Origin of the sequence: Streptomyces sp. NPDC046909, assembly GCF_040644695.1 — a bacterium.
Taxonomy (GTDB): domain Bacteria; phylum Actinomycetota; class Actinomycetes; order Streptomycetales; family Streptomycetaceae; genus Streptomyces.
Genome location: NZ_JBEYXC010000008.1, coordinates 14,533 through 32,258, shown reverse-complemented (window position 1 = coordinate 32,258; position 17,726 = coordinate 14,533). Strand labels below are relative to the sequence as shown.

Genomic DNA, 17,726 nt, shown 5'->3' with positions numbered 1-17,726 from the left:
TCAGCGAGAAAATTCTGCGGTCGGACCGAGGGCGGAGGCGCAGGTGCCGGGACAGAATGTGACGAGAGCCGCGATATCCCTTCCGGGGCGTCTGCCGCCGCGCCCGCTGGGTAGGGCTGCGGTATCCGCACGTCGTATCCGACAAGGAGGCCCCCGTGGCCGCATCGGCACAGCTCCTGCTCTCGGCTCTCTCCAAACCCACCGAGACGTACGAGAGGTACGAGACCCACGAGCCGCACCTCTGCGTCTTCAGCGCGGAAGGCGCGGCGGCCGAGCCCCCACTGACCAGCGAACCGCCCCTCCCGGACGCCGAGCAGCCCCTCACCAGCGAACCGCCGCTCGCCGACCCCGCCCATCTGACCAGCGAGTCGGATGCCGGTACGGAGCTGTAGATGACCGCACCGTCCGAGGACCTCGCCCGCCTCGCCGAGCTCTACGGCGTGGCCACCTCCTACAACCCGTCCCCGGACCGCACGGTAGCGGCCTCCGCCACCGCACTGACCCTGACCCTGACAGCGCTGGGCGTGGACGTGACCAACCCGGCCACGGCACTGACGGCCCGAGAACACGACCTGAGCACACGCCTGCTGCCCCCCACGGTCGTGTCCTGGACCGGCGCACCGCTCCCGCCGGCCCTGACGTCCCTCCCCGCCGGCACCCGCCTGCGCATCGAGACGGAACAGGGCGAGACCCGGTCGTCCCCCGAGCAACTCCCGCCCGGCGTCCACGGATTGACGGCCGTAACCCCCGACGGCCGCACCGCCACCGCCCACTTGGTAGTGGCCCCACCCCACATCCCTCCCCCCACCGGCCGCTCATACGGCCTACTCGTCCAGCTGTACTCCCTCCTCTCCCACCACTCCTGGGGCATGGGCGACTTGGGCGACCTCGCCGAACTCACGGCCTGGGCCGGACGCGGGCTGGGCGCAGGCTTCGTCCAGGTCAACCCCCTCCACGCGGCGGTACCCGGCGCCCCCACGGACCCGTCCCCCTACCGCCCCTCCTCCCGCCGCTTCCCGGACCCGGTACACCTACGGGTGGAGGACATCCCCGAGTACGCGTACGTCACCGCCCCGGACACGATCCGCTCACTCACGGAACGCGCCGGCCGACTGCGCGAAGCAGTACTGGAGAAGGGGGCGTTGATCGACCGGGACGCGGTGTGGGACCTCAAACGCGAGGCACTGGAACTCCTCCGGGAGGTCCCACTGGGCCCCGGCCGCCGAGCGGCATACGCCGACTTCCTGGCCGAGGAGGGCCAGGCCCTGGAGGACCACGCGACGTGGTGCGCACTGGCGGAGGTCCACGGCTCGGACTGGAGCACCTGGCCCCCACCCCTACGGGACCCTCGCTCGCCGGAAACGGCCCGAGCGCGCACGGAGTTGATGGACAGGGTCGACTTCCACTGCCGCCTGGCCTGGCTGACGGATGCGCAGTTGACTGGCGCGCAAAGGGCGGCGAGGGAGGCCGGCATGCCGGTGGGAGTGGTGCACGACCTGGCGGTCGGCGTACACCCCGGCGGCGCCGACGCATGGGCACAACAGGAGTACTTCGCCCCCGGAATGTCGGTGGGTGCCCCACCGGACGCCTTCAACGCCCGGGGCCAGGACTGGGGCCTCCCGCCCTGGCGCCCGGACCGCTTGGCAGAGTCCGGCTACGCCCCCTACCGACGTCTCCTCAAGGCCCTCTTCCGCTACGCCGGCGCCCTCCGCATCGACCACGTCATGGGCCTGTTCCGCCTCTGGTGGGTCCCCCAGGGACACCCCCCGACCGAGGGCACGTACGTCCGCTACGACGCCGAGGCGATGCTGGCGATCCTGGTCCTGGAGGCGTCCCGAGCGGGATCGGTGGTGATAGGCGAGGACTTGGGCACGGTGGAGCCCGGGGTCCGGGAAACGCTGCGCGCACGAGGAGTACTGGGCACATCGGTGCTGTGGTTCGAACGCGACTGGAACGGAGACGGCCGCCCCCTGCCCCCCGACCGCTGGCGCTCCGACTGCCTGGCCACCGCCACGACCCACGACCTGCCGTCCACCGCAGCCCGCCTGAGCGGCGACCACGTGGAACTCCGCCACCGACTGGGCCTGTTGACCCGCGACCTGGCGGAGGAACGAGCAGAGGCCGCAGCCGACACAGGGGAGTGGCTGGAGGTACTGACCCGCCTGGGCCTCCTGCACAGCACGGGCGGCGCCCACGGCACCTCGACGGAGGAGGCCGAGATCCAGGCCGTACACCGCTTCCTCCTCCGCACCCCGGCCCGCCTGGTGGGCGTCTGGCTACCGGACGCGGTGGGCGACCGACGCCCCCAGAACCTGCCGGGCACGTGGGACCAGTACCCGAACTGGCGCCTGCCGATCGCGGACGCGGAGGGAACGCCGGTGACGCTGGAGACCTTGGCGTCGTCGGCGCGTCTGCACGCCCTGATGGAGGTGCTGCGGGCGGCCCGCGCCGCTCGGGGGCAGGCGGGGTGAGGCGGGGTGAGGCGGGGTGAGGCGGGGGGGGGTGAGTGATTGGCAGATCCGTTCCACCCCCAGCCGCCAAAACCGCAGGTGGCCGAGGCCCGGGACGGAACAGATCTGCCAATCACCCACCCAACCCCTCCGCCCCCGCCCCCGCTCCCCGTCCCACCGCCCCCTCATACGGCACCCCCGGACGAGCGCCCCCGTAAGTCGTTCGATACTTTTGGCACCGTGGACAAGAAGAACGCCCTGCGCGCCGGTGCCCTGGCTGCCGGTACGACGCTGATGATGCTGCTCATGACGTCTCCCGCGCTCGCGCTCACCCGCGACGACGGCGACGACCCCGGTACGGGCCTGAGCGTCATGGAGACGCTGGGGCTCTACGTCGTGGCCCCCGCCGCGATCTTCGCGGTCATCGCCGGCCTGGTGATGGTCCTCGACCGCTCCTCGGACCGCGCACCGAAGACCAAGTCCAAGGCACCGGCGAAGGCCAAGGCCAGCGCCTGACCTGACCCCAGGCTCCCCGAGGGCGCCGACCCGCCGCACACAGGCGAGGCCGGCGCCCTCGATGTGTTTCCGGGCGCGGCGTCGGGGCGAGGGGTTGGCCTGCGCCACGGACTGCCCTCCCTCAGGCGCTCCCCCTCAGGGACTCCCCGCCGTCAGATACCGCTGCACAGTAGGGCCCACCCAAGCCACCACCTCCTCCCGCGCCAACCCCACCGCCGAGGGAATCCGCAGCACGTACCGCGTCAGCGCCAGCCCGAGCAGCTGTGACGCGACGAGTGCCGCCCGCGCCGGGACCTGCTCGGGGTCGGGGCACACGTGTCGGGCGATCGGCAGCAGTTGGTCCCGGAAGATGCCCTGCATGCGCTCGGCCCCGGCCTGGTTGGTGACGCCGACCCGGAGCAGGGCGGTGAGCACCTCGTTGTCCTCCCAGGTGTCGAGGAAGTGGGTGACGAGGACCCGGCCGACGTCCTGTCGCCGTGACACCGCGCCCCCCACGTCGGGCATCCGCAGATCGATGGCGACGGCCGCCGCGAAGAGGCCCTCCTTGTTGCCGTAGTAGCGCATCACCATCGAGGGATCGATGTTGGCGTCCTTGGCGATGGCGCGGATGGTGGCCCGCTCGTAGCCGTCGGCGGCGAACCGCTCGCGGGCCGCGGTGAGGATCGCTCCGCGGGTGGCGTCGGAGCGGCGGGAGGTGCCGGAAGCGGAGTCTGTGGTGCCGCTGTTACTGCCGTTCATGCCCACGAGAGTAGGCCAACAACTGTTTGCCAACAACTGTTGACTCGTCCTGAAAAGCCTCGCTACTCTCATCAACGAGCGTTGGCAAACAGGCGTAGGCAAACAACCGTTGGCGAACACCCGTTGGCAACAGGAGGCCACCATGAACGGCACCGCCACCACCCCCACTCCCACCACCCCGGGCTCCGTGATCGTCATCGGCTCCGGCCCCACCGGCCTCCTCCTCGCCGGAGACCTCGCCGCCGCCGGCGTCCCCGTCACCCTCGTCGAGAAGCGCCCGCGCAAGATCAGCAACCTCTCCCGCGCCTTCGTCCTGCACGCCCGCACCCTGGAGCAGCTCGACGCCCGCGCCCTCGCCGACGAACTGGAGGCGACCGGCCAGGCCCTCGACCGCCTCCGCCTCTTCGGACGCCTCACCCTCGACCTGCGCACCCTCCCCTCCCGCTTCAACCACCTGCTGGTCATCCCGCAGTACGAGGTGGAGAAGGTCCTGCTGAACCGGGCCGTGGAGGCGGGCGTGGACTTCCGTTACGACACCGAGCTGACGGGCCTGACCCAGGACGCGGACGGCGTCACGGTCGAACTCCGCACGGCCGACGGAACCGCCGACGGAACCGTCACCGAGCAGCGCGCCGCCTACGTCGTCGGCACCGACGGCATGCGCAGCGCCGTGCGGGACGCGATCGGGCTGCCCTTCCCCGGCCACTCCGTCATCCGGTCCGTCGTCCTCGCGGACGTACGGCTGGCCGAGGAGCCGGAGACGCTGCTCACGGTCAACGCCGTCGGCGACGCCTTCGCGTTCCTCGCGCCCTTCGGCGACGGCTACTACCGGGTGATCGCCTGGAACCGCGCCCGGAACGTCCCCGACACCGAGCCCCTCGACCTGGACGAGGTCAAGGAGGTCACCCGGCTCGCGCTCGGCCGTGACTTCGGGATGTACGACGCCCGCTGGATGTCCCGCTTCCACAGCGACGAACGCCAGGCGCCCGCCTACCGGGTCGGCCGCGTCTTCCTCGCCGGGGACGCCGCCCATGTGCACACCCCGGCGGGCGGCCAGGGCATGAACACGGGCCTCCAGGACGCGGCCAACCTCGGCTGGAAGCTGGCCCAGGTCGTCCACGGCCACGCGGCCCCCGACCTCCTCGACACCTACCAGGCCGAGCGCCACCCCGTCGGCAAGGCGGTCCTGCGCAGCAGCGGAGGCCTGGTCCGCCTCGCCATGGCCAAGCGCCCCTGGACCCTCGCCCTGCGCGCGGCCCTGACCACGTTCCTCAACACCGCCGCCCCGGCCGCCCGCAAGATGGCCGGCCAGGTCACCGGCATCGGCTACAAGTACCCCGCCCCCCGAGGCACCCACCCCCTCACCGGCACCCGCGTCCCCGACGTGACCCTGGAGACCGGCCGCCTCTACGAGGCCCTGCGCGGCGGCCGCTTCGCGCTGATCACGCCGGAGCCCTACGAGAACCAGGCGGCCCGCAAGGACCGCCTGACGGTGGAGCGCTGGGCGAGTGACCGGCGTACGACGATCCTCGTCCGCCCCGACGGATACGTGGCGTGGGCGGCGGACACCACGGATGTGGCGGGCATCGAGGAAGCGGTGACCCGGTACGTCGGTTAGCACCCGACCCCAGTGTTCCGGACCTAATGCTCCGAACTCTGCGCCCCCGCCAGCAACTCCCGCAACAGGTCGGCCAATTGGCCGACCTGTTCGTCGTTCAGCGCGGCCAGCGCCTCCGTCTGGACGGCCAGCCCCGCCCCGACCGCCTGGTCGATGACCTCCAACCCCTTCTCGGTCAGGGTCACTTGGAGTCCGCGGCGGTCGTGCGGGTCGGGTGAGCGGCGCAGCAGGCCCGCGCGTTCGAGCTTGTCGAGGCGTCCCGTCATGCCGCCCGTGGTGAGCATCAGCGTGGCCGAGAGCTGGCGCGGCGAGAGGGTGTACGGCTCTCCGGCGCGCCGGAGTGTCGCCAGGACGTCGAACTCGCCGCGGGAGATGCCGTGCGGGGCGTACGCCTTCTCCATGCGGTCGCCCATGGTGCGGGAGAGGCGGTAGATCCGCCCGAAGACCTCCATCGCCCGGGTGTCGAGGTCGGGCCGCGCGGCCGCCCACTGCTCGATGATCGCGTCGACGGCGTCCTTGCGCTGAGCACTCATGCACCGAGTATCCGCACCGACAGGGTCACCCGCAAGAAAGTAGCTTGACGGAAAGTTGCTTAGTGCTAAGCTAATCACCACCAAGCGATCTGCCTCTCTCAGACATCAGCCCCAGACCTCACCCCAAGGAACCCGGTCATGAACAGGTCCGCGACCATCCTTCTCACCGCTCTCGCCCCCGTCTCCTGGGGCACGACCTACGCCGTCACCACCGAGTTCCTCCCGCCCGACCGCCCGCTGTTCACCGGCCTCATGCGAGCCCTGCCCGCCGGGCTGCTGCTGCTCGGGCTCGCCCGGGTGCTGCCGAAGGGGGCCTGGTGGTGGAAGGCGGCGGTGCTCGGGGCGCTCAACATCGGTGCCTTCTTCCCGCTGCTGTTCCTGTCGGCGTACCGGCTGCCGGGTGGGCTCGCGGCGGTCGTCGGGTCGGTGGGGCCGCTGGTCGTCGTCGGGCTGTCGGCGGGGCTGCTGGGGCAGCGGCCCACGGCGCGGAGTGTGGTCACCGGGGTTGTGGCGGCGTTCGGCGTCAGTCTCGTCGTACTGAAGGCGGCCGGGGCGATCGACGCCGTGGGGCTGCTCGCGGGGCTCGCCGCGACCGTCTCGATGGCCACCGGGACCGTGCTCACCAAGCGGTGGGGACGGCCCGACGGGGTGGGGCCGCTCGCGCTCACCGGCTGGCAGCTGACGGCGGGCGGGCTGCTCATCGCGCCGCTCGCGCTGCTGATCGAGGGCGCGCCGCCCGCGCTCGACGGCCGGGCGGTCGGCGGCTACCTCTACCTCGCGCTGGCGAACACGGCGGTCTCGTACTGGCTCTGGTTCCGTGGCATCGGGCGGCTCACCGCCACGCAGGTCACTTTCCTCGGGCCGCTGTCACCCTTGACCGCGGCGATCGTCGGGTGGGCGGCGCTGGGGCAGGCGCTCACGGTGGTGCAACTGGCGGGGATGGGGCTGGCGTTCGGGGCGACGGTGGCGGGGCAGTTGCAACCGCGCTCGGTGAGGGCGGAGCGCGAATCGTTCAGTTCTGCTGAACGGAATCATCGAAAAGATTCGATGGACGTGACAGGTTCCGCGCTGCGACGGTAGATCCACCGAGATCACCGCCCAGTGGAAGGACATCAGTGACCGTCGTCCTCGAAAGGACCTCCCGTACCTCCCGTACCACCCAGATCCCGATCCCGAGGGCCGCTGCCCTCGGGATCGTCTTCGCCGCCGTCGCGACCGTCGTCTGGTCCGGCAGCTTCGTCGCCTCCCGTGCGCTGCACGACAGCGTGCCACCGGTGCAGCAGGCCTTCTGGCGCTGGATGGTCGCGCTCGTCGCGGTGGCCCCCTTCGGGGCCCGACAGGCTTGGCGGCAGCGGGAGTTGATACGGCGGCACCTCGGCTTCGTGCTCCTCGCCTCGCTGCTCGGTGTAACCGTCTACAACACCCTCGTCAACCAGGCCGGGTTGACCACCTCGGCCGCCAACATGGGCATGATCATGGCCGCTTCGCCGGTGCTGATGGCGGTGTTCGAGCGGGTGGGCGGCGTACGGCTGGGGGTGCGGCGGGCCGGTGGGTTGCTGGTCGCGTGTGCGGGGGTGGTGCTGCTGGTCGGGGGCGGTGGGGCGGGGCTTGCCGCAGGGGATGTGTGGATGATCGGCGCGGCCTGCTGCTTCGGGTCGTACAGCGCGCTGTTGCGGCGGAAGCCGGCGGAACTGGGCAGTGCGGCCTTTCTGTTCACGACGTTTCTGTTCGGCGCGCTGATCCTGCTGCCCGCGCAGGGGGTGAGTCTTGCCGTCCAGGGCGGGTTCGAGCCGGCGCCGGGGACGGTTCTGCCGCTGCTGTACGTCGGTGTGGTGTCCTCCGCCGTCGCCTTCTTCGCCTGGAACCGGGCGATCTCGCTGGTGGGACCGTCGCGGGCCGGAGCGGTGTACTACCTCCAGCCGGTCTGTGTGGCCCTGCTGTCCTGGGCGGTGCTCGGGGAGACGGTGTCCGGGGCGCAGGTGCTGTGCATGGCGCTGATCCTCGGCGGGGTGATGCTCGGTGCCGCCGGATAGACCGGCCCCGCCGGATAGGCCGGCCCCTCCGGATAGGTTGGCCGCCATGCTCGACTGGGACATCCGGAAACTGCGCATTCTGCGGACGCTGCGGGAACAGGGGACGGTGACCGCGACCGCCGAGGCGTTGCGGATGACGCCGTCGGCGGTGTCGCAGCAGCTGACCAATCTCGCGAAGCAGCTCGGGGTGCCGTTGCTGGAGGCGCAGGGGCGGCGGGTGCGGCTCACGGACGCGGCGCGGCTGGTGCTGCGGCACGCGGAGGCGGTGTTCGAGCAACTGGAGCGGGCGGACGCCGAGTTGGCCTCCTACCTGCACGGCGAGGTGGGGGAGGTCCGGGTCGGGGCCTTCTCCACCGCTGTGCCCGCGCTGGTCGTGCCCGCGGTGCGGGTGCTGCGGGAGGCGTGTCCCGGGGTTGTGGTGCGGGTGCGGGAGGCGGAGGCCGGGGAGGCGTACGAGCTGCTGGCCGGCGGGGAGGTGGATCTCGCGCTGTCGCTCGCGGCGCAGGCGCCGGAGGTGGGGGACGGGCGGTTCACGCGGGTGGAGTTGCTGGCGGATCCGCTGGATGTCGCGCTGCCTCGGGGGCATGAGCTGGCGGAGGTGGAGGGGGTGCGGTTGGCGGATCTTGCCGGGGAGTCCTGGATCTTCGGGGGGAGCGGGGCGTGGTCCGACATCACCCGGGGGGCTTGTGAGGGGGCCGGGTTCAGTCCTCGGCAGGGGCATTCCGCGGCGGGGTGGACGGCGATTCTGGCGATGGTGGAGGCGGGGATGGGGGTGGCGTTGGTGCCGCGGATGGTGGCGGTGTCCCGGGATGGTGTGGTGATGCGGGAGCTGGGGGTGGACCGGCCCGTACGGCATGTGGTGGCCGCGGTGCGGAGGGGGAGTGAGGCGGGGGTCGCGGTGGGGCGGGTGCTGGCGGCGTTGCGGGGCGTCGCCGGGGGGCTTGCTTGAGTGTGGCTCTGGGCGGCGGCTGAGGCGGGGGCGGGTGTCGCTCGCCCGCGCCGGCGGGGTGCGGCGACTGGACCCACCCAAGGGGCGCGGGGAACTGCGCGACCAGCCCCCACCGGCCCGCACGCGCGTCACAAGCTGCCGCCCCTCCGTCCTGCCGCCCCTCCGTCCCGGCGCCCCACGACAAGGGGCGCCCGGCATCACGCCAGGCGCCCCCGATCCACGTACCGCCGACTACGACGCGGCCGCGTCCGCGGCCTGGGCCTTCAGGGCTCGCTCCACGCCCGAGCGGGACTCCGAGACCAGGCGGCGCAGGGCCGCGTTGGGCTCGGCGGAGGCCAGCCAGGCGTCGGTCTTGTCCAGGGTGTCCTGGGAGACCTGGATCGACGGGTAGAGGCCGACCGCGATCTGCTGGGCGATCTCGTGGGAGCGGGTGTCCCAGATGTCCTTGACGACCTCGAAGTACTTGTCCGTGTAGGGGGCGAGGAGCTCTCGCTGGCCCGTCTGGACGAAGCCTCCGATGACGGCTTCCTGGAGGGCGTTCGGGAGCTTGTCGGACTCCACGACCTGGGCCCAGGCCTCCGCCTTGGCCTCCTCCGTGGGGCGGGCCGCACGGGCGGTGGCCGCGTGGCGCTCGCCCGCCGCCGTCTTGTCGCGCTCGTACTCGCCCGCGATCTCCGCCTCGTCGAAGCGGCCGACCGCGGCGAGACGCTGCACGAACGCCCAGCGCAGCTCGGTGTCCACCGCCAGGCCCTCGATCGTCTGCGAACCGTCCAGCAGGGCCTCCAGGAGGTCCAGCTGCTCCGGCGTACGGGCCGTCGCCGCGAACGCGCGCGCCCACGCCAGCTGGTGGTCGCTGCCCGCGGTCGCCGACCGCAGGTGCGCCAGCGTGGCGTCGGTCCAGCGGGTCAGCAGCGCCTCGCGGGCGGTCGGGTCGGCGTACAGCTCGATCGCCAGCTTGACCTGGCGGTGCAGGGACTGCACGACACCGATGTCCGACTCCTTGCCGATGCCGGACAGGACCAGGGAGAGGTAGTCGCGGGTCGCCAGCTCCGCGTCCCTCGTCATGTCCCACGCCGACGCCCAGCACAGGGCACGGGGGAGCGACGACTCGAAGTCGCCCAGGTGCTCCGTCACGAAGGACAGGGACTGCTCGTCCAGGCGGACCTTCGCGTACGACAGGTCGTCGTCGTTCAGCAGCACGACCGCCGGGCGGCGCTTGCCGACCAGCTGCGGTACGGCCGTCAGCTCGCCGTCCACGTCCAGCTCGACGCGCTCGTCGCGGACCAGCTTGCCGCTGTCCTCGTCGAGCTCGTACAAGCCGACCGCGATGCGGTGCGGGCGCAGCGTCGGCTCGCCCTGCGCGCCCGCGGGGAGCGCCGGGGCCTCCTGGCGGATGGCGAAGGAGGTGATGACGCCGTGCTCGTCCGTCTCGATCTCGGGGCGGAGGATGTTGATGCCGGCCGTCTGGAGCCACTTCTGCGACCAGGTGCCCAGGTCACGCCCGGAGGTCTCCTCCAGCGCGCCCAGCAGGTCCGAAAGGCGCGTGTTGCCGAACGCGTGCCGCTTGAAGTACGCCTGCACGCCCGCGAAGAACTCGTCCATGCCGACGTACGCGACGAGCTGCTTGAGCACGCTCGCGCCCTTGGCGTACGTGATGCCGTCGAAGTTGACGAGCACGTCGTCGAGGTCGCGGATCTCCGCCATGATCGGGTGCGTGGAGGGGAGCTGGTCCTGGCGGTACGCCCACGTCTTCATCGAGTTGGCGAACGTCGTCCAGGAGTGCGGCCAGCGCGACTCCGGGGCGTACGCCTGGCAGGCGATCGACGTGTATGTGGCGAACGACTCGTTCAGCCACAGGTCGTTCCACCACTCCATGGTGACCAGGTCGCCGAACCACATGTGGGCCAGCTCGTGGAGGATCGTCTCGGCACGGACCTCGTACGCGGCGTCCGTGACCTTCGAGCGGAACACGTACTGGTCGCGGATGGTCACCGCGCCCGCGTTCTCCATCGCGCCCGCGTTGAACTCCGGCACGAACAGCTGGTCGTACTTCTTGAACGGGTACGCGTAGTCGAACTTCTCCTGGAACCAGTCGAAGCCCTGCCGCGTCACCTCGAAGATCGCGTCCGAGTCGAGGAACTCGGCGAGCGAGGGGCGGCAGTAGATGCCGAGCGGGACGGACTGGCCGTCCTTCTCGTACACGCTGTGCACCGAGTGGTACGGGCCGACGATCAGCGCCGTGATGTACGACGAGATGCGCGGGGTCGGCTCGAAGACCCAGACGTCGTCCTTCGGCTCCGGCGTCGGGGAGTTGGAGATGACCGTCCAGCCGGTCGGCGCCTTCACGGTGAACTGGAAGGTGGCCTTCAGGTCCGGCTGCTCGAAGGAGGCGAAGACGCGGCGGGCGTCCGGCACCTCGAACTGGGTGTACAGGTACGCCTGCTGGTCGACCGGGTCGACGAAGCGGTGCAGGCCCTCGCCGGTGTTGGTGTACGCGGCGTCCGCGGTCACCCGCAGCACGTTGCGGCCCTCCAGCAGGCCGGGGAGCGCGATGCGGGAGTCCTGGAAGACCTCGGCCGGGTCGAGCTGGTCTCCGTTGAGCGTCACCTCGTGGACCGTGGGGGCCACCAGGTCGATGAAGGTCTCGGCGCCGTTCTCGGCGACGTCGAAGCGCACCGTGGTCACGGACCGGTAGGTACCGCCCTCTTGCGCGCCGGAGAGGTCGAGATCGATCTCGTACGAGTCGACGCTGAGCAGTTTTGCCCGCTGCTGCGCCTCTTCGCGAGTCAGGTTTGTGCCAGGCACGCGGTCATCTCCTCGTTATGGGTAGGTTCGGCGGTTCCGCCATCCTTCCATGGGAGCTGCACGGAAAGCGATGTCCGGAACCCGCCGGTGACCGGGGCGTACAGCCGGGAGTGTGGAACACATGACCACCTACACCGCACGCCCCATCACCCCCGGGATCCTGAAGGAGCTCCGCTCCACCGACGACTCGGGGCGCGAGATGGTTCCCCTGACCGACGACGAGGGCGGGGCGCCGCTCAGGTGCTGCCTGCGGCGCAGCGCGCCCGGCGAGCTGATCGCCCTCGTCTCCTACGCCCCGCTGCGGCGCTGGGCCGCGGAGACGGGCGCCGAGCCGGGGGCGTACGACGAGCAGGGACCCGTCTTCATCCACGCCGGGGAGTGCCCGGGACCGGACCTCGACGGCCATCCGTTCGCGGGCGCCCACCGGACCGTCCGCCGCTACTCCGCCGACGGGCGCATCCTGGGCGGGCAGTTGGTCGACGCGCTCGACGACGGCGCCTTCCGGAACGCGTTCGACGACCCGGCCGTGGCGCTCGTCCACGTCCGGGCCGTCGAGTACGGCTGTTTCCTCTACGAGGTCAGGAGGCCTTGAGCTCCGCCGCCACCAGCTCCGCGATCTGCACCGCGTTCAGGGCCGCGCCCTTGCGGAGGTTGTCGTTGGAGATGAAGAGGGCGAGGCCGTTGTCGACGGTCTCGTCCTGGCGGATGCGGCCGACGTACGAGGCGTCCTTGCCGGCCGCCTGGAGGGGGGTCGGGATTTCGGAGAGCTCGACGCCCGGGGCGGTCGACAGGAGCTCCGTCGCGCGCTCCGGGGAGATCGGGCGGGCGAAGCGGGCGTTGATCTGGAGGGAGTGCCCGGAGAAGACCGGGACGCGCACGCAGGTGCCGGAGACCTTCAGCTCGGGGAGCTCCAGGATCTTGCGGGACTCGTTGCGGAGCTTCTGCTCCTCGTCCGTCTCGTTCAGGCCGTCCTCCACGAGGTTGCCGGCGAAGGGCAGGACGTTGAAGGCGATGGGGCGCTTGTAGACCTGCGGCTCGGGGAAGTCGATCGCCTCGCCGTCGTGGGTCAGCTTGTCGGCGTCGGCTACGACCTTCTGGACCTGGCCGTGCAGCTCCGCCACGCCCGCGAGGCCCGAGCCGGAGACCGCCTGGTAGGTGGTGGCGACCAGCGCCTGGAGGCCCGCCTCGGTGTCCAGGACCTTCAGGACCGGCATCGCGGCCATCGTGGTGCAGTTCGGGTTGGCGATGATGCCCTTGGGGCGGTCCGCGATCGCGTGCGGGTTGACCTCGGAGACCACCAGGGGCACCTCGGGGTCCTTGCGCCAGGCCGAGGAGTTGTCGATCACCACGGCGCCCTGCGAGGCGACCTTCTCGGCCAGCGCCTTCGAGGTCGCGCCGCCCGCGGAGAACAGCACGATGTCCAGGCCCGTGTAGTCGGCCGTCGCCGCGTCCTCCACCGTCACGCCGTCCAGGACCGAGCCCGCCGAGCGCGCCGACGCGAACAGCCGCAGCTCGGTGACCGGGAAGGCGCGCTCCTTGAGGATCCTGCGCATGACCGTGCCGACCTGACCGGTGGCTCCGACGATTCCGACCCTCACGGTGACTCCTTCTACATGGCGGGTGCGTGGCCTGGACGTTTCCATCATGCGTCTCTTACCGGCCGGTGTGTCCAATCGTTTGCCCGAGGGATGGGACGGCATGCCGGTCAGGGGCGCAGTTCCATCGTCCACTCACCGAGGCACCGGATGTGGAGGATCGAGGCCGATATGCGGTACGGGCCGGAAGAAGCCGTGAGTTTCCGGTGCGGGAACAGATTTTCGTCGAGTTCGAAGACATGGATCATGCCCGTCGCGACGGGCACCAGCTCGGCCTCGGGCCCGGTGTGACGTACGACTCCATACCAGCCGCCGGGGGTGCGCGCCCCGAGCAGGGGCGCCGCGGCGATCGGGGCCGGCTCCAGCCGCCACTTCGTGTCCTCGTTGGCGCGGACCGTCACGAAACAGGTGCCGCCCGGGTCGACCCACACCGGGCCGAGGGTGGGACGGCGGCGGCCGAGGGTGTCGGCGATGACCACGGTCTTGCCGTAGGGATGGTTCAGGGCCAGGGCGCTCAGGTGCTCGTTGTCGCCGCGTGAGGTCCGCTGCACCGTCATCAGGGTGGGCGGCCCCTGATAGCGCAGGACCGTGCTGCCCCGTCCCTCGGCCGGGCCGGTGAGCAGCGGGGCCTGCTCCTCGGGCAGCAGCCGCAGCGTCCAGTCGCCCGCGCACTTGACCCGTACGGCCTGCTCGGCCCGGCCGTCGGAGAACAGTGCCGACGTGCCACGGGTGCCGTGCTGGCGGCCGGTGAGCCACTCGACCTCGTCGCCGTACTCGTCGACGCGCTTCACTTCGAGGCTGTAGTCGGCCCTGGCGCCCGGGAAGTCGTACTCGATCAGGGCCGGGCGGCCGGGGCGGGGGTTGAGGAGGGTGACCGTCTTGTCGCCGCGGCCCTGGTAGGTGCCGGTGTGCCGGCCCTTGGACGGGTCGCGGACGGGGAGCGGCTTGGCGGTGAGCTCCCAGTCGCCGTCGCCGTGCTCGACGACGAGCAGCAGCGGGCCGTCGGGGACCGGGACGGTCTGCTTGAGCCTGCCGGTCTCGTTGCACAGCAGCTCGTGCTCGTCGAGGTCGTCGAAGTGCTCGGTCTCGTGGCATCTCAGGACGAACCACTCGCCGCGGTCGGCGCCGCCGTCGAAGCGGACCTTCACATCGGCCATCGTGCCCGCGTAGGAGACGACGTCGGGGCCGCGCCCCTTGAGCGTCCAGGTGCCCAGCGGACGGGCCGCCGACAGCGGCAGGACCCTGATCGTCCAGTCGCCGTCGTAGTTGACCTTCATCCGCAGCGGACGGTCGCGCGGGGGCTGCACCAGGGCGCGGCCGTGGAAGTCGCGCAGGGTGGTGTTGAAGACGGTGTCCTCGTCCTTGTTGCGCCGGTTCAGCGTCTCGACGAGAAGCCATTCGTCGCCCCGGACCTGTGCCTCCACGATCACCGGTCCGGGCGGCAGCGGTACGTCGACGGAGACGACGCCGTTGCCGCGGCCGCTCTGGACGTACGGGGCGAAGTCGGGGCCGAGGGAGACGGGGGAGTGGGCCGGGGCGGGCATCGAGATGAGTGTGGCGGTCGGGGGCGCGCTCGCCTTCGACACGGGCGCCGCCATCGGAGCCACGGGCACCGGCACGGGCACCGCCACCGGCGCCTCCACCACGATCCCGAAGTCCGTCGCCAGCCCCGCAAGCCCCGACTCCCACCCCTGCCCGACCGCCCGGAACTTCCACTCCCCGTTGCGCCGGTAGAACTCCCCGAGCACGAACGCCGTCTCACCGGCGGCGTCCGTCACGTCGTAGTGCACGACGAGCGAACCGTCCGCCGCGACGGTCTGGAGCGCGAGCCCCGGCACCGCCCCGAAGGTGCCGTCGTCGCAGGACGCGGCGATCAGGACGCGCTGCACCGCCGGTTCCACCCGGGGCAGGTCCAGCTCCAGCCACTCGGCGAGCTGGTCCGGGCCGTCGCCGGTGCCGAGGTGGCGTACCGCGCCGGACGGATGGACGGGCTGGTTGTGGAAGACGAGATCGGCGTCGCCGCGCACCGTGCCGGTCGCGTCGAGCAGCAGGGCCGAGACCTCCACGACGGGCGTCCCCGGTGCCTTGCGGCGGGTGACGGCAACCCTCAGAAGACCGGCGGGAACAGGGGTGTTGGCCCCCTTCGCGATGTGCGTCATGGGGCTCATGGTGGCAGTGAAGATCATGTGAAGAAAGAATTCCGGGAATCGGGCCGAACGTTGCCGAACGTTTCCGCCCGCCCCGGCGTCTTAGGGGAAACGCGGCTAGGGGAGGGGTGGCTGTGCTGCGCAGAAAAGCCCGCCGCGGGCAGGGGGAGGGCCTCCACGAGGGGCCGGACGACCCGCTCGACGCGGCCCAGGAACGTCGGGTGCGGGCCGTGCTCGCGCTCGGCGGTGTACCGCAGGCGGACCTGCCGGACGGGGTGCAGCAGGTCCGTCTGCGGTTGCTGGAGCGCGCGGCGAAGGGGTACGAGGCGCCGCGGGACGTCTCCGCGTGGGCGGCCGTCGTCGCCTCCAACCTCGCCATGGACTGGCACCGCGCCAAGCGCCGCCAGGAGCGGATCGGCGAACGCCTCGCCTCGCTGCGGCAGTTGGAGCACCCCTCAGGCGAGGACACCAGCGTGCTCTCCCTCGCCGTCGCCCAGGGACTGGACGAACTGCCCGAGGCCCAGCGCCAGGTGCTCGTCCTGCGGTTCTTCGCCGACCTGCCGGTGCGCGACATCGCGCACGAACTCGGCGTCCCCGAGGGCACGGTCAAGAGCAGGCTGCACACGGCGGTCCGCGCACTGCGCGATCGCCTGCACGAGGGTGAGGTGGTGTGACATGACCGCCGAACACGACGGCATCGACGCGCTGATGGCCGCGATCACCGACGAACCACTGACCGACGAGGCCCGCGCGGACACCGCGTTCATGGCCGAGCACGACAAGGCCACCGCCGATCTCGCCGTCCTGCGCGCGCAGTTGGGCATCATCGGCGCCGCCCTGGCCGAACCGCCGCCGAGCACGAGCGAGAACCCGAGCGCGAGCGAGAACCCGAGCACGAGCCCGGCTCCGAAGCCCGCTTCCGGCCCCTCCTCTCGTCCCGCAGGCCCCTCGCGCCTCCGCGTCTGGGCGCCCAAACTCGCCCTTGGCGGGCTCGTGGCGGCCGCGGCGGCCTCCGTGGTCGCCGGTATGGGCTGGCTGATCGCGACGGGCGGGAACGACGCCATGGACTCCGGAGGGGACACCAGCAGCGCCCAGAAGTCCGACGCCGAGGCCGACGCCGGCAGCCGCTTCGGCAGCCCCCACTACCTCGCCTGCACCCGCCTGGTCGTGGAGGGGGAGATCGCCTCGGTCGAACGCCTTGAGGACGGGGTGCAGTTGAGGATCACCGTGGACGTGGTCCGCTACTACAAGCAGGACGGCGAGCGCCCGGACCGGCTCACCTACGTCGTCGACGACACGTTCTCGCCCGGTCTGCTCCGGGGCGACCGGGTGCTGTTCGGGGTGCCGGAGGGCGACGCGGTGCCCGACCACTGGGTGGTCGGCGAGAAGGAGGTAGCCCGGGAACGGGCCTGGATCCAGGCATCGTTGCCGGAGTCGCGCCAGCTGGCCTGCGGGTGACCGAACGATCTGTGACGCTCCCACGTCTCAGGAGAAACGCGTCAGGAGAAACGCGTTCGGTACGACGAAGGGGCGGGCGCCTCCCCAGGCGCCCGCCCCTTTTCCCCCGTACCTCGTCGTGTACGCAGGCCCACCGATCCGTACTAGATCGGCTCCTTGTCCCACACCCAGCTGCCCTTGTCGGTGTCGTTCTTCGGCGGCTTGGGCAGGTTGCCGTCGTCGAGGTCGTCTCCGTCACCGCCCACGCCGGCGGCCGTGACCGAGGTCTGCCCGGCCGGCGCTGAGGAGGCGCTGTGGATGCCGAGGACCAGCGGCAGTGCCAGCGTCGCGAGGGCTGCCGCAGTGCCGATAGCCGTCCGAACGACTCGCCCGGTGATGTGTCCCATTTCTTCGCCTCTGCAATCCTTGTGCCTGCGTGCTGCTGCGTACTTACTGCGTTCTGCCGCGCTCTGTCGCGTGCTGCTGCGTCCTGCGTGACCGATCATTCCGTGGCGTTCATGTCCCTGTCATTGGCTTCAGGGTGGCCTGAGGCGGACATGGCAGTCTCATGCCAGCTGTACGTCGGTCCGCTCAGATAGCGGTCGGGACGGCAGCCACCGATCACCCAGTCCGGCAGCAACCCCGAACCCAGCCATCGGTTCCAGCCGTGCCGTGCCCGGGCCATCGCCTCCTCCGGGCCGCCGGCCTCGACGAAGGTCATGGCGATCAGGCTTCGTCCCCAGCGGGCCAGGCTGACATGGGCGATGCCCGGCTGCGGGACGGTCCGCGTGTGCTGGGCGATCGCGTCGAGCCGCTGGTCACCGGGCATGTCGCTGGGAGGGCCCGGGGCGTCGGGGAACGCGGGATCCGGTGAGGGCAGGAGAATGACCTTGACTGCGTACACC

The 17,726-nt window shown here is 71.3% G+C and carries 17 protein-coding genes; 10 read left to right on the top strand and 7 right to left on the bottom strand.

Translation table 11 applies throughout. The features are described 5' to 3' along the window. Positions 1-155: 155 nt before the first annotated feature. The 3 genes from ABZ928_RS26035 (at position 156) to ABZ928_RS26025 (ending at position 2,966) form a co-directional block, all read left to right on the top strand. Positions 156-392 carry a hypothetical protein gene (locus ABZ928_RS26035; RefSeq protein ID WP_361523513.1) on the top strand — a complete coding sequence of 79 codons (237 nt, stop codon included), beginning with the start codon at positions 156-158 and terminating at the stop codon, positions 390-392. Next, the gene (gene malQ / locus ABZ928_RS26030) at positions 393-2,471 is read left to right on the top strand and encodes a 4-alpha-glucanotransferase (RefSeq protein WP_361523511.1); all 2,079 of its coding nucleotides are present in this window, start codon (positions 393-395) and stop codon (positions 2,469-2,471) included. It begins immediately after the preceding gene. A gap of 219 nt (positions 2,472-2,690) precedes the next feature. Beyond that, positions 2,691-2,966: a hypothetical protein gene (locus ABZ928_RS26025; protein ID WP_361523508.1), complete on the top strand. Its 276-nt coding sequence runs from the start codon at positions 2,691-2,693 to the stop codon at positions 2,964-2,966. A 135-nt stretch (positions 2,967-3,101) separates the two neighbouring features. On the opposite strand, the gene ABZ928_RS26020 is transcribed toward ABZ928_RS26025, so the two are convergent. Next, positions 3,102-3,704, bottom strand: a complete 603-nt coding sequence (locus tag ABZ928_RS26020; RefSeq protein WP_361523506.1) for a TetR family transcriptional regulator — start codon at positions 3,702-3,704, stop codon at positions 3,102-3,104. 142 nt (positions 3,705-3,846) lie between these two features. Between ABZ928_RS26020 and ABZ928_RS26015 the strand changes: the two genes are divergently transcribed. Next, positions 3,847-5,322 (top strand): FAD-dependent monooxygenase, encoded by a 1,476-nt coding sequence (locus ABZ928_RS26015; RefSeq protein ID WP_361523503.1) that lies wholly within the window; start codon positions 3,847-3,849, stop codon positions 5,320-5,322. Between the two features lie 23 nt (positions 5,323-5,345). Here the strand turns inward: ABZ928_RS26015 and ABZ928_RS26010 are convergent, their stop codons facing one another. Further along, complete coding sequence (locus ABZ928_RS26010) at positions 5,346-5,855, bottom strand: MarR family transcriptional regulator (RefSeq protein WP_361523500.1); 510 nt, start codon at positions 5,853-5,855, stop codon at positions 5,346-5,348. A gap of 138 nt (positions 5,856-5,993) precedes the next feature. Here ABZ928_RS26010 and ABZ928_RS26005 point away from each other — a divergent pair, with 138 nt between their 5' ends. The 3 genes from ABZ928_RS26005 to ABZ928_RS25995 all read left to right on the top strand — a co-directional run bounded on the left by ABZ928_RS26005 (position 5,994) and on the right by ABZ928_RS25995 (position 8,837). Beyond that, positions 5,994-6,935, top strand: coding sequence for an EamA family transporter (locus ABZ928_RS26005; protein ID WP_361523498.1), 942 nt, complete (start codon positions 5,994-5,996; stop codon positions 6,933-6,935). Positions 6,936-7,018: 83 nt separating this feature from the next. Beyond that, a complete protein-coding gene (locus tag ABZ928_RS26000; RefSeq protein WP_361524647.1) occupies positions 7,019-7,888 on the top strand; it encodes a DMT family transporter in 870 nt (289 codons plus the stop codon). A 46-nt stretch (positions 7,889-7,934) separates the two neighbouring features. Next, positions 7,935-8,837, top strand: coding sequence for a LysR family transcriptional regulator (locus ABZ928_RS25995; protein ID WP_361523495.1), 903 nt, complete (start codon positions 7,935-7,937; stop codon positions 8,835-8,837). 231 nt (positions 8,838-9,068) lie between these two features. Here ABZ928_RS25995 and pepN read toward each other — a convergent pair whose 3' ends face one another. Beyond that, positions 9,069-11,642: an aminopeptidase N gene (gene pepN / locus ABZ928_RS25990; protein WP_361523490.1), complete on the bottom strand. Its 2,574-nt coding sequence runs from the start codon at positions 11,640-11,642 to the stop codon at positions 9,069-9,071. A gap of 121 nt (positions 11,643-11,763) precedes the next feature. Here pepN and ABZ928_RS25985 point away from each other — a divergent pair, with 121 nt between their 5' ends. Continuing rightward, positions 11,764-12,234, top strand: a complete 471-nt coding sequence (locus ABZ928_RS25985) for a DUF1203 domain-containing protein (protein WP_361523487.1) — start codon at positions 11,764-11,766, stop codon at positions 12,232-12,234. Here ABZ928_RS25985 and ABZ928_RS25980 read toward each other — a convergent pair. Both ABZ928_RS25980 and ABZ928_RS25975 read right to left on the bottom strand, forming a co-directional pair. Continuing rightward, positions 12,221-13,240, bottom strand: coding sequence for an aspartate-semialdehyde dehydrogenase (locus ABZ928_RS25980; protein WP_361523485.1), 1,020 nt, complete (start codon positions 13,238-13,240; stop codon positions 12,221-12,223). The genes ABZ928_RS25985 and ABZ928_RS25980 overlap by 14 nt on opposite strands. 107 nt (positions 13,241-13,347) lie before the next feature. Further along, positions 13,348-15,396, bottom strand: coding sequence for a TerD family protein (locus ABZ928_RS25975; protein ID WP_361523482.1), 2,049 nt, complete (start codon positions 15,394-15,396; stop codon positions 13,348-13,350). 116 nt (positions 15,397-15,512) lie between these two features. On the opposite strand from ABZ928_RS25975, the gene ABZ928_RS25970 reads away from it, so the two are divergent. Both ABZ928_RS25970 and ABZ928_RS25965 read left to right on the top strand, forming a co-directional pair. Next, a complete protein-coding gene (locus tag ABZ928_RS25970; protein WP_361523480.1) occupies positions 15,513-16,058 on the top strand; it encodes a sigma-70 family RNA polymerase sigma factor in 546 nt (181 codons plus the stop codon). A 1-nt stretch (position 16,059) separates the two neighbouring features. After that, a complete protein-coding gene (locus tag ABZ928_RS25965) occupies positions 16,060-16,842 on the top strand; it encodes a hypothetical protein (protein WP_361523478.1) in 783 nt (260 codons plus the stop codon). A 143-nt stretch (positions 16,843-16,985) separates the two neighbouring features. Here the strand turns inward: ABZ928_RS25965 and ABZ928_RS25960 are convergent, their stop codons facing one another. Continuing rightward, on the bottom strand, positions 16,986-17,228 hold the full coding sequence (locus ABZ928_RS25960; protein WP_361523475.1) for a hypothetical protein: 243 nt from the start codon (positions 17,226-17,228) through the stop codon (positions 16,986-16,988). Between the two features lie 95 nt (positions 17,229-17,323). After that, the gene (locus ABZ928_RS25955) at positions 17,324-17,725 is read right to left on the bottom strand and encodes a hypothetical protein (RefSeq protein WP_361523472.1); all 402 of its coding nucleotides are present in this window, start codon (positions 17,723-17,725) and stop codon (positions 17,324-17,326) included. Position 17,726 lies beyond the last annotated feature (1 nt).

Bases quoted from the DNA above. Each gene is read 5' to 3' on its own strand.
- ABZ928_RS25960 (WP_361523475.1), bottom strand. From the start codon at position 17,228: ATGGGACACATCACCGGGCGAGTCGTTCGGACGGCTATCGGCACTGCG.
- ABZ928_RS26005 (WP_361523498.1), top strand. From the start codon at position 5,994: ATGAACAGGTCCGCGACCATCCTTCTCACCGCTCTCGCCCCCGTCTCC.
- ABZ928_RS25965 (WP_361523478.1), top strand. From the start codon at position 16,060: ATGACCGCCGAACACGACGGCATCGACGCGCTGATGGCCGCGATCACC.
- ABZ928_RS25985 (WP_361523487.1), top strand. From the start codon at position 11,764: ATGACCACCTACACCGCACGCCCCATCACCCCCGGGATCCTGAAGGAG.
- ABZ928_RS26010 (WP_361523500.1), bottom strand. From the start codon at position 5,855: ATGAGTGCTCAGCGCAAGGACGCCGTCGACGCGATCATCGAGCAGTGG.
- ABZ928_RS25975 (WP_361523482.1), bottom strand. From the start codon at position 15,396: ATGACGCACATCGCGAAGGGGGCCAACACCCCTGTTCCCGCCGGTCTT.
- ABZ928_RS26020 (WP_361523506.1), bottom strand. From the start codon at position 3,704: ATGAACGGCAGTAACAGCGGCACCACAGACTCCGCTTCCGGCACCTCC.
- ABZ928_RS26015 (WP_361523503.1), top strand. From the start codon at position 3,847: ATGAACGGCACCGCCACCACCCCCACTCCCACCACCCCGGGCTCCGTG.
- malQ (WP_361523511.1), top strand. From the start codon at position 393: ATGACCGCACCGTCCGAGGACCTCGCCCGCCTCGCCGAGCTCTACGGC.
- ABZ928_RS25995 (WP_361523495.1), top strand. From the start codon at position 7,935: ATGCTCGACTGGGACATCCGGAAACTGCGCATTCTGCGGACGCTGCGG.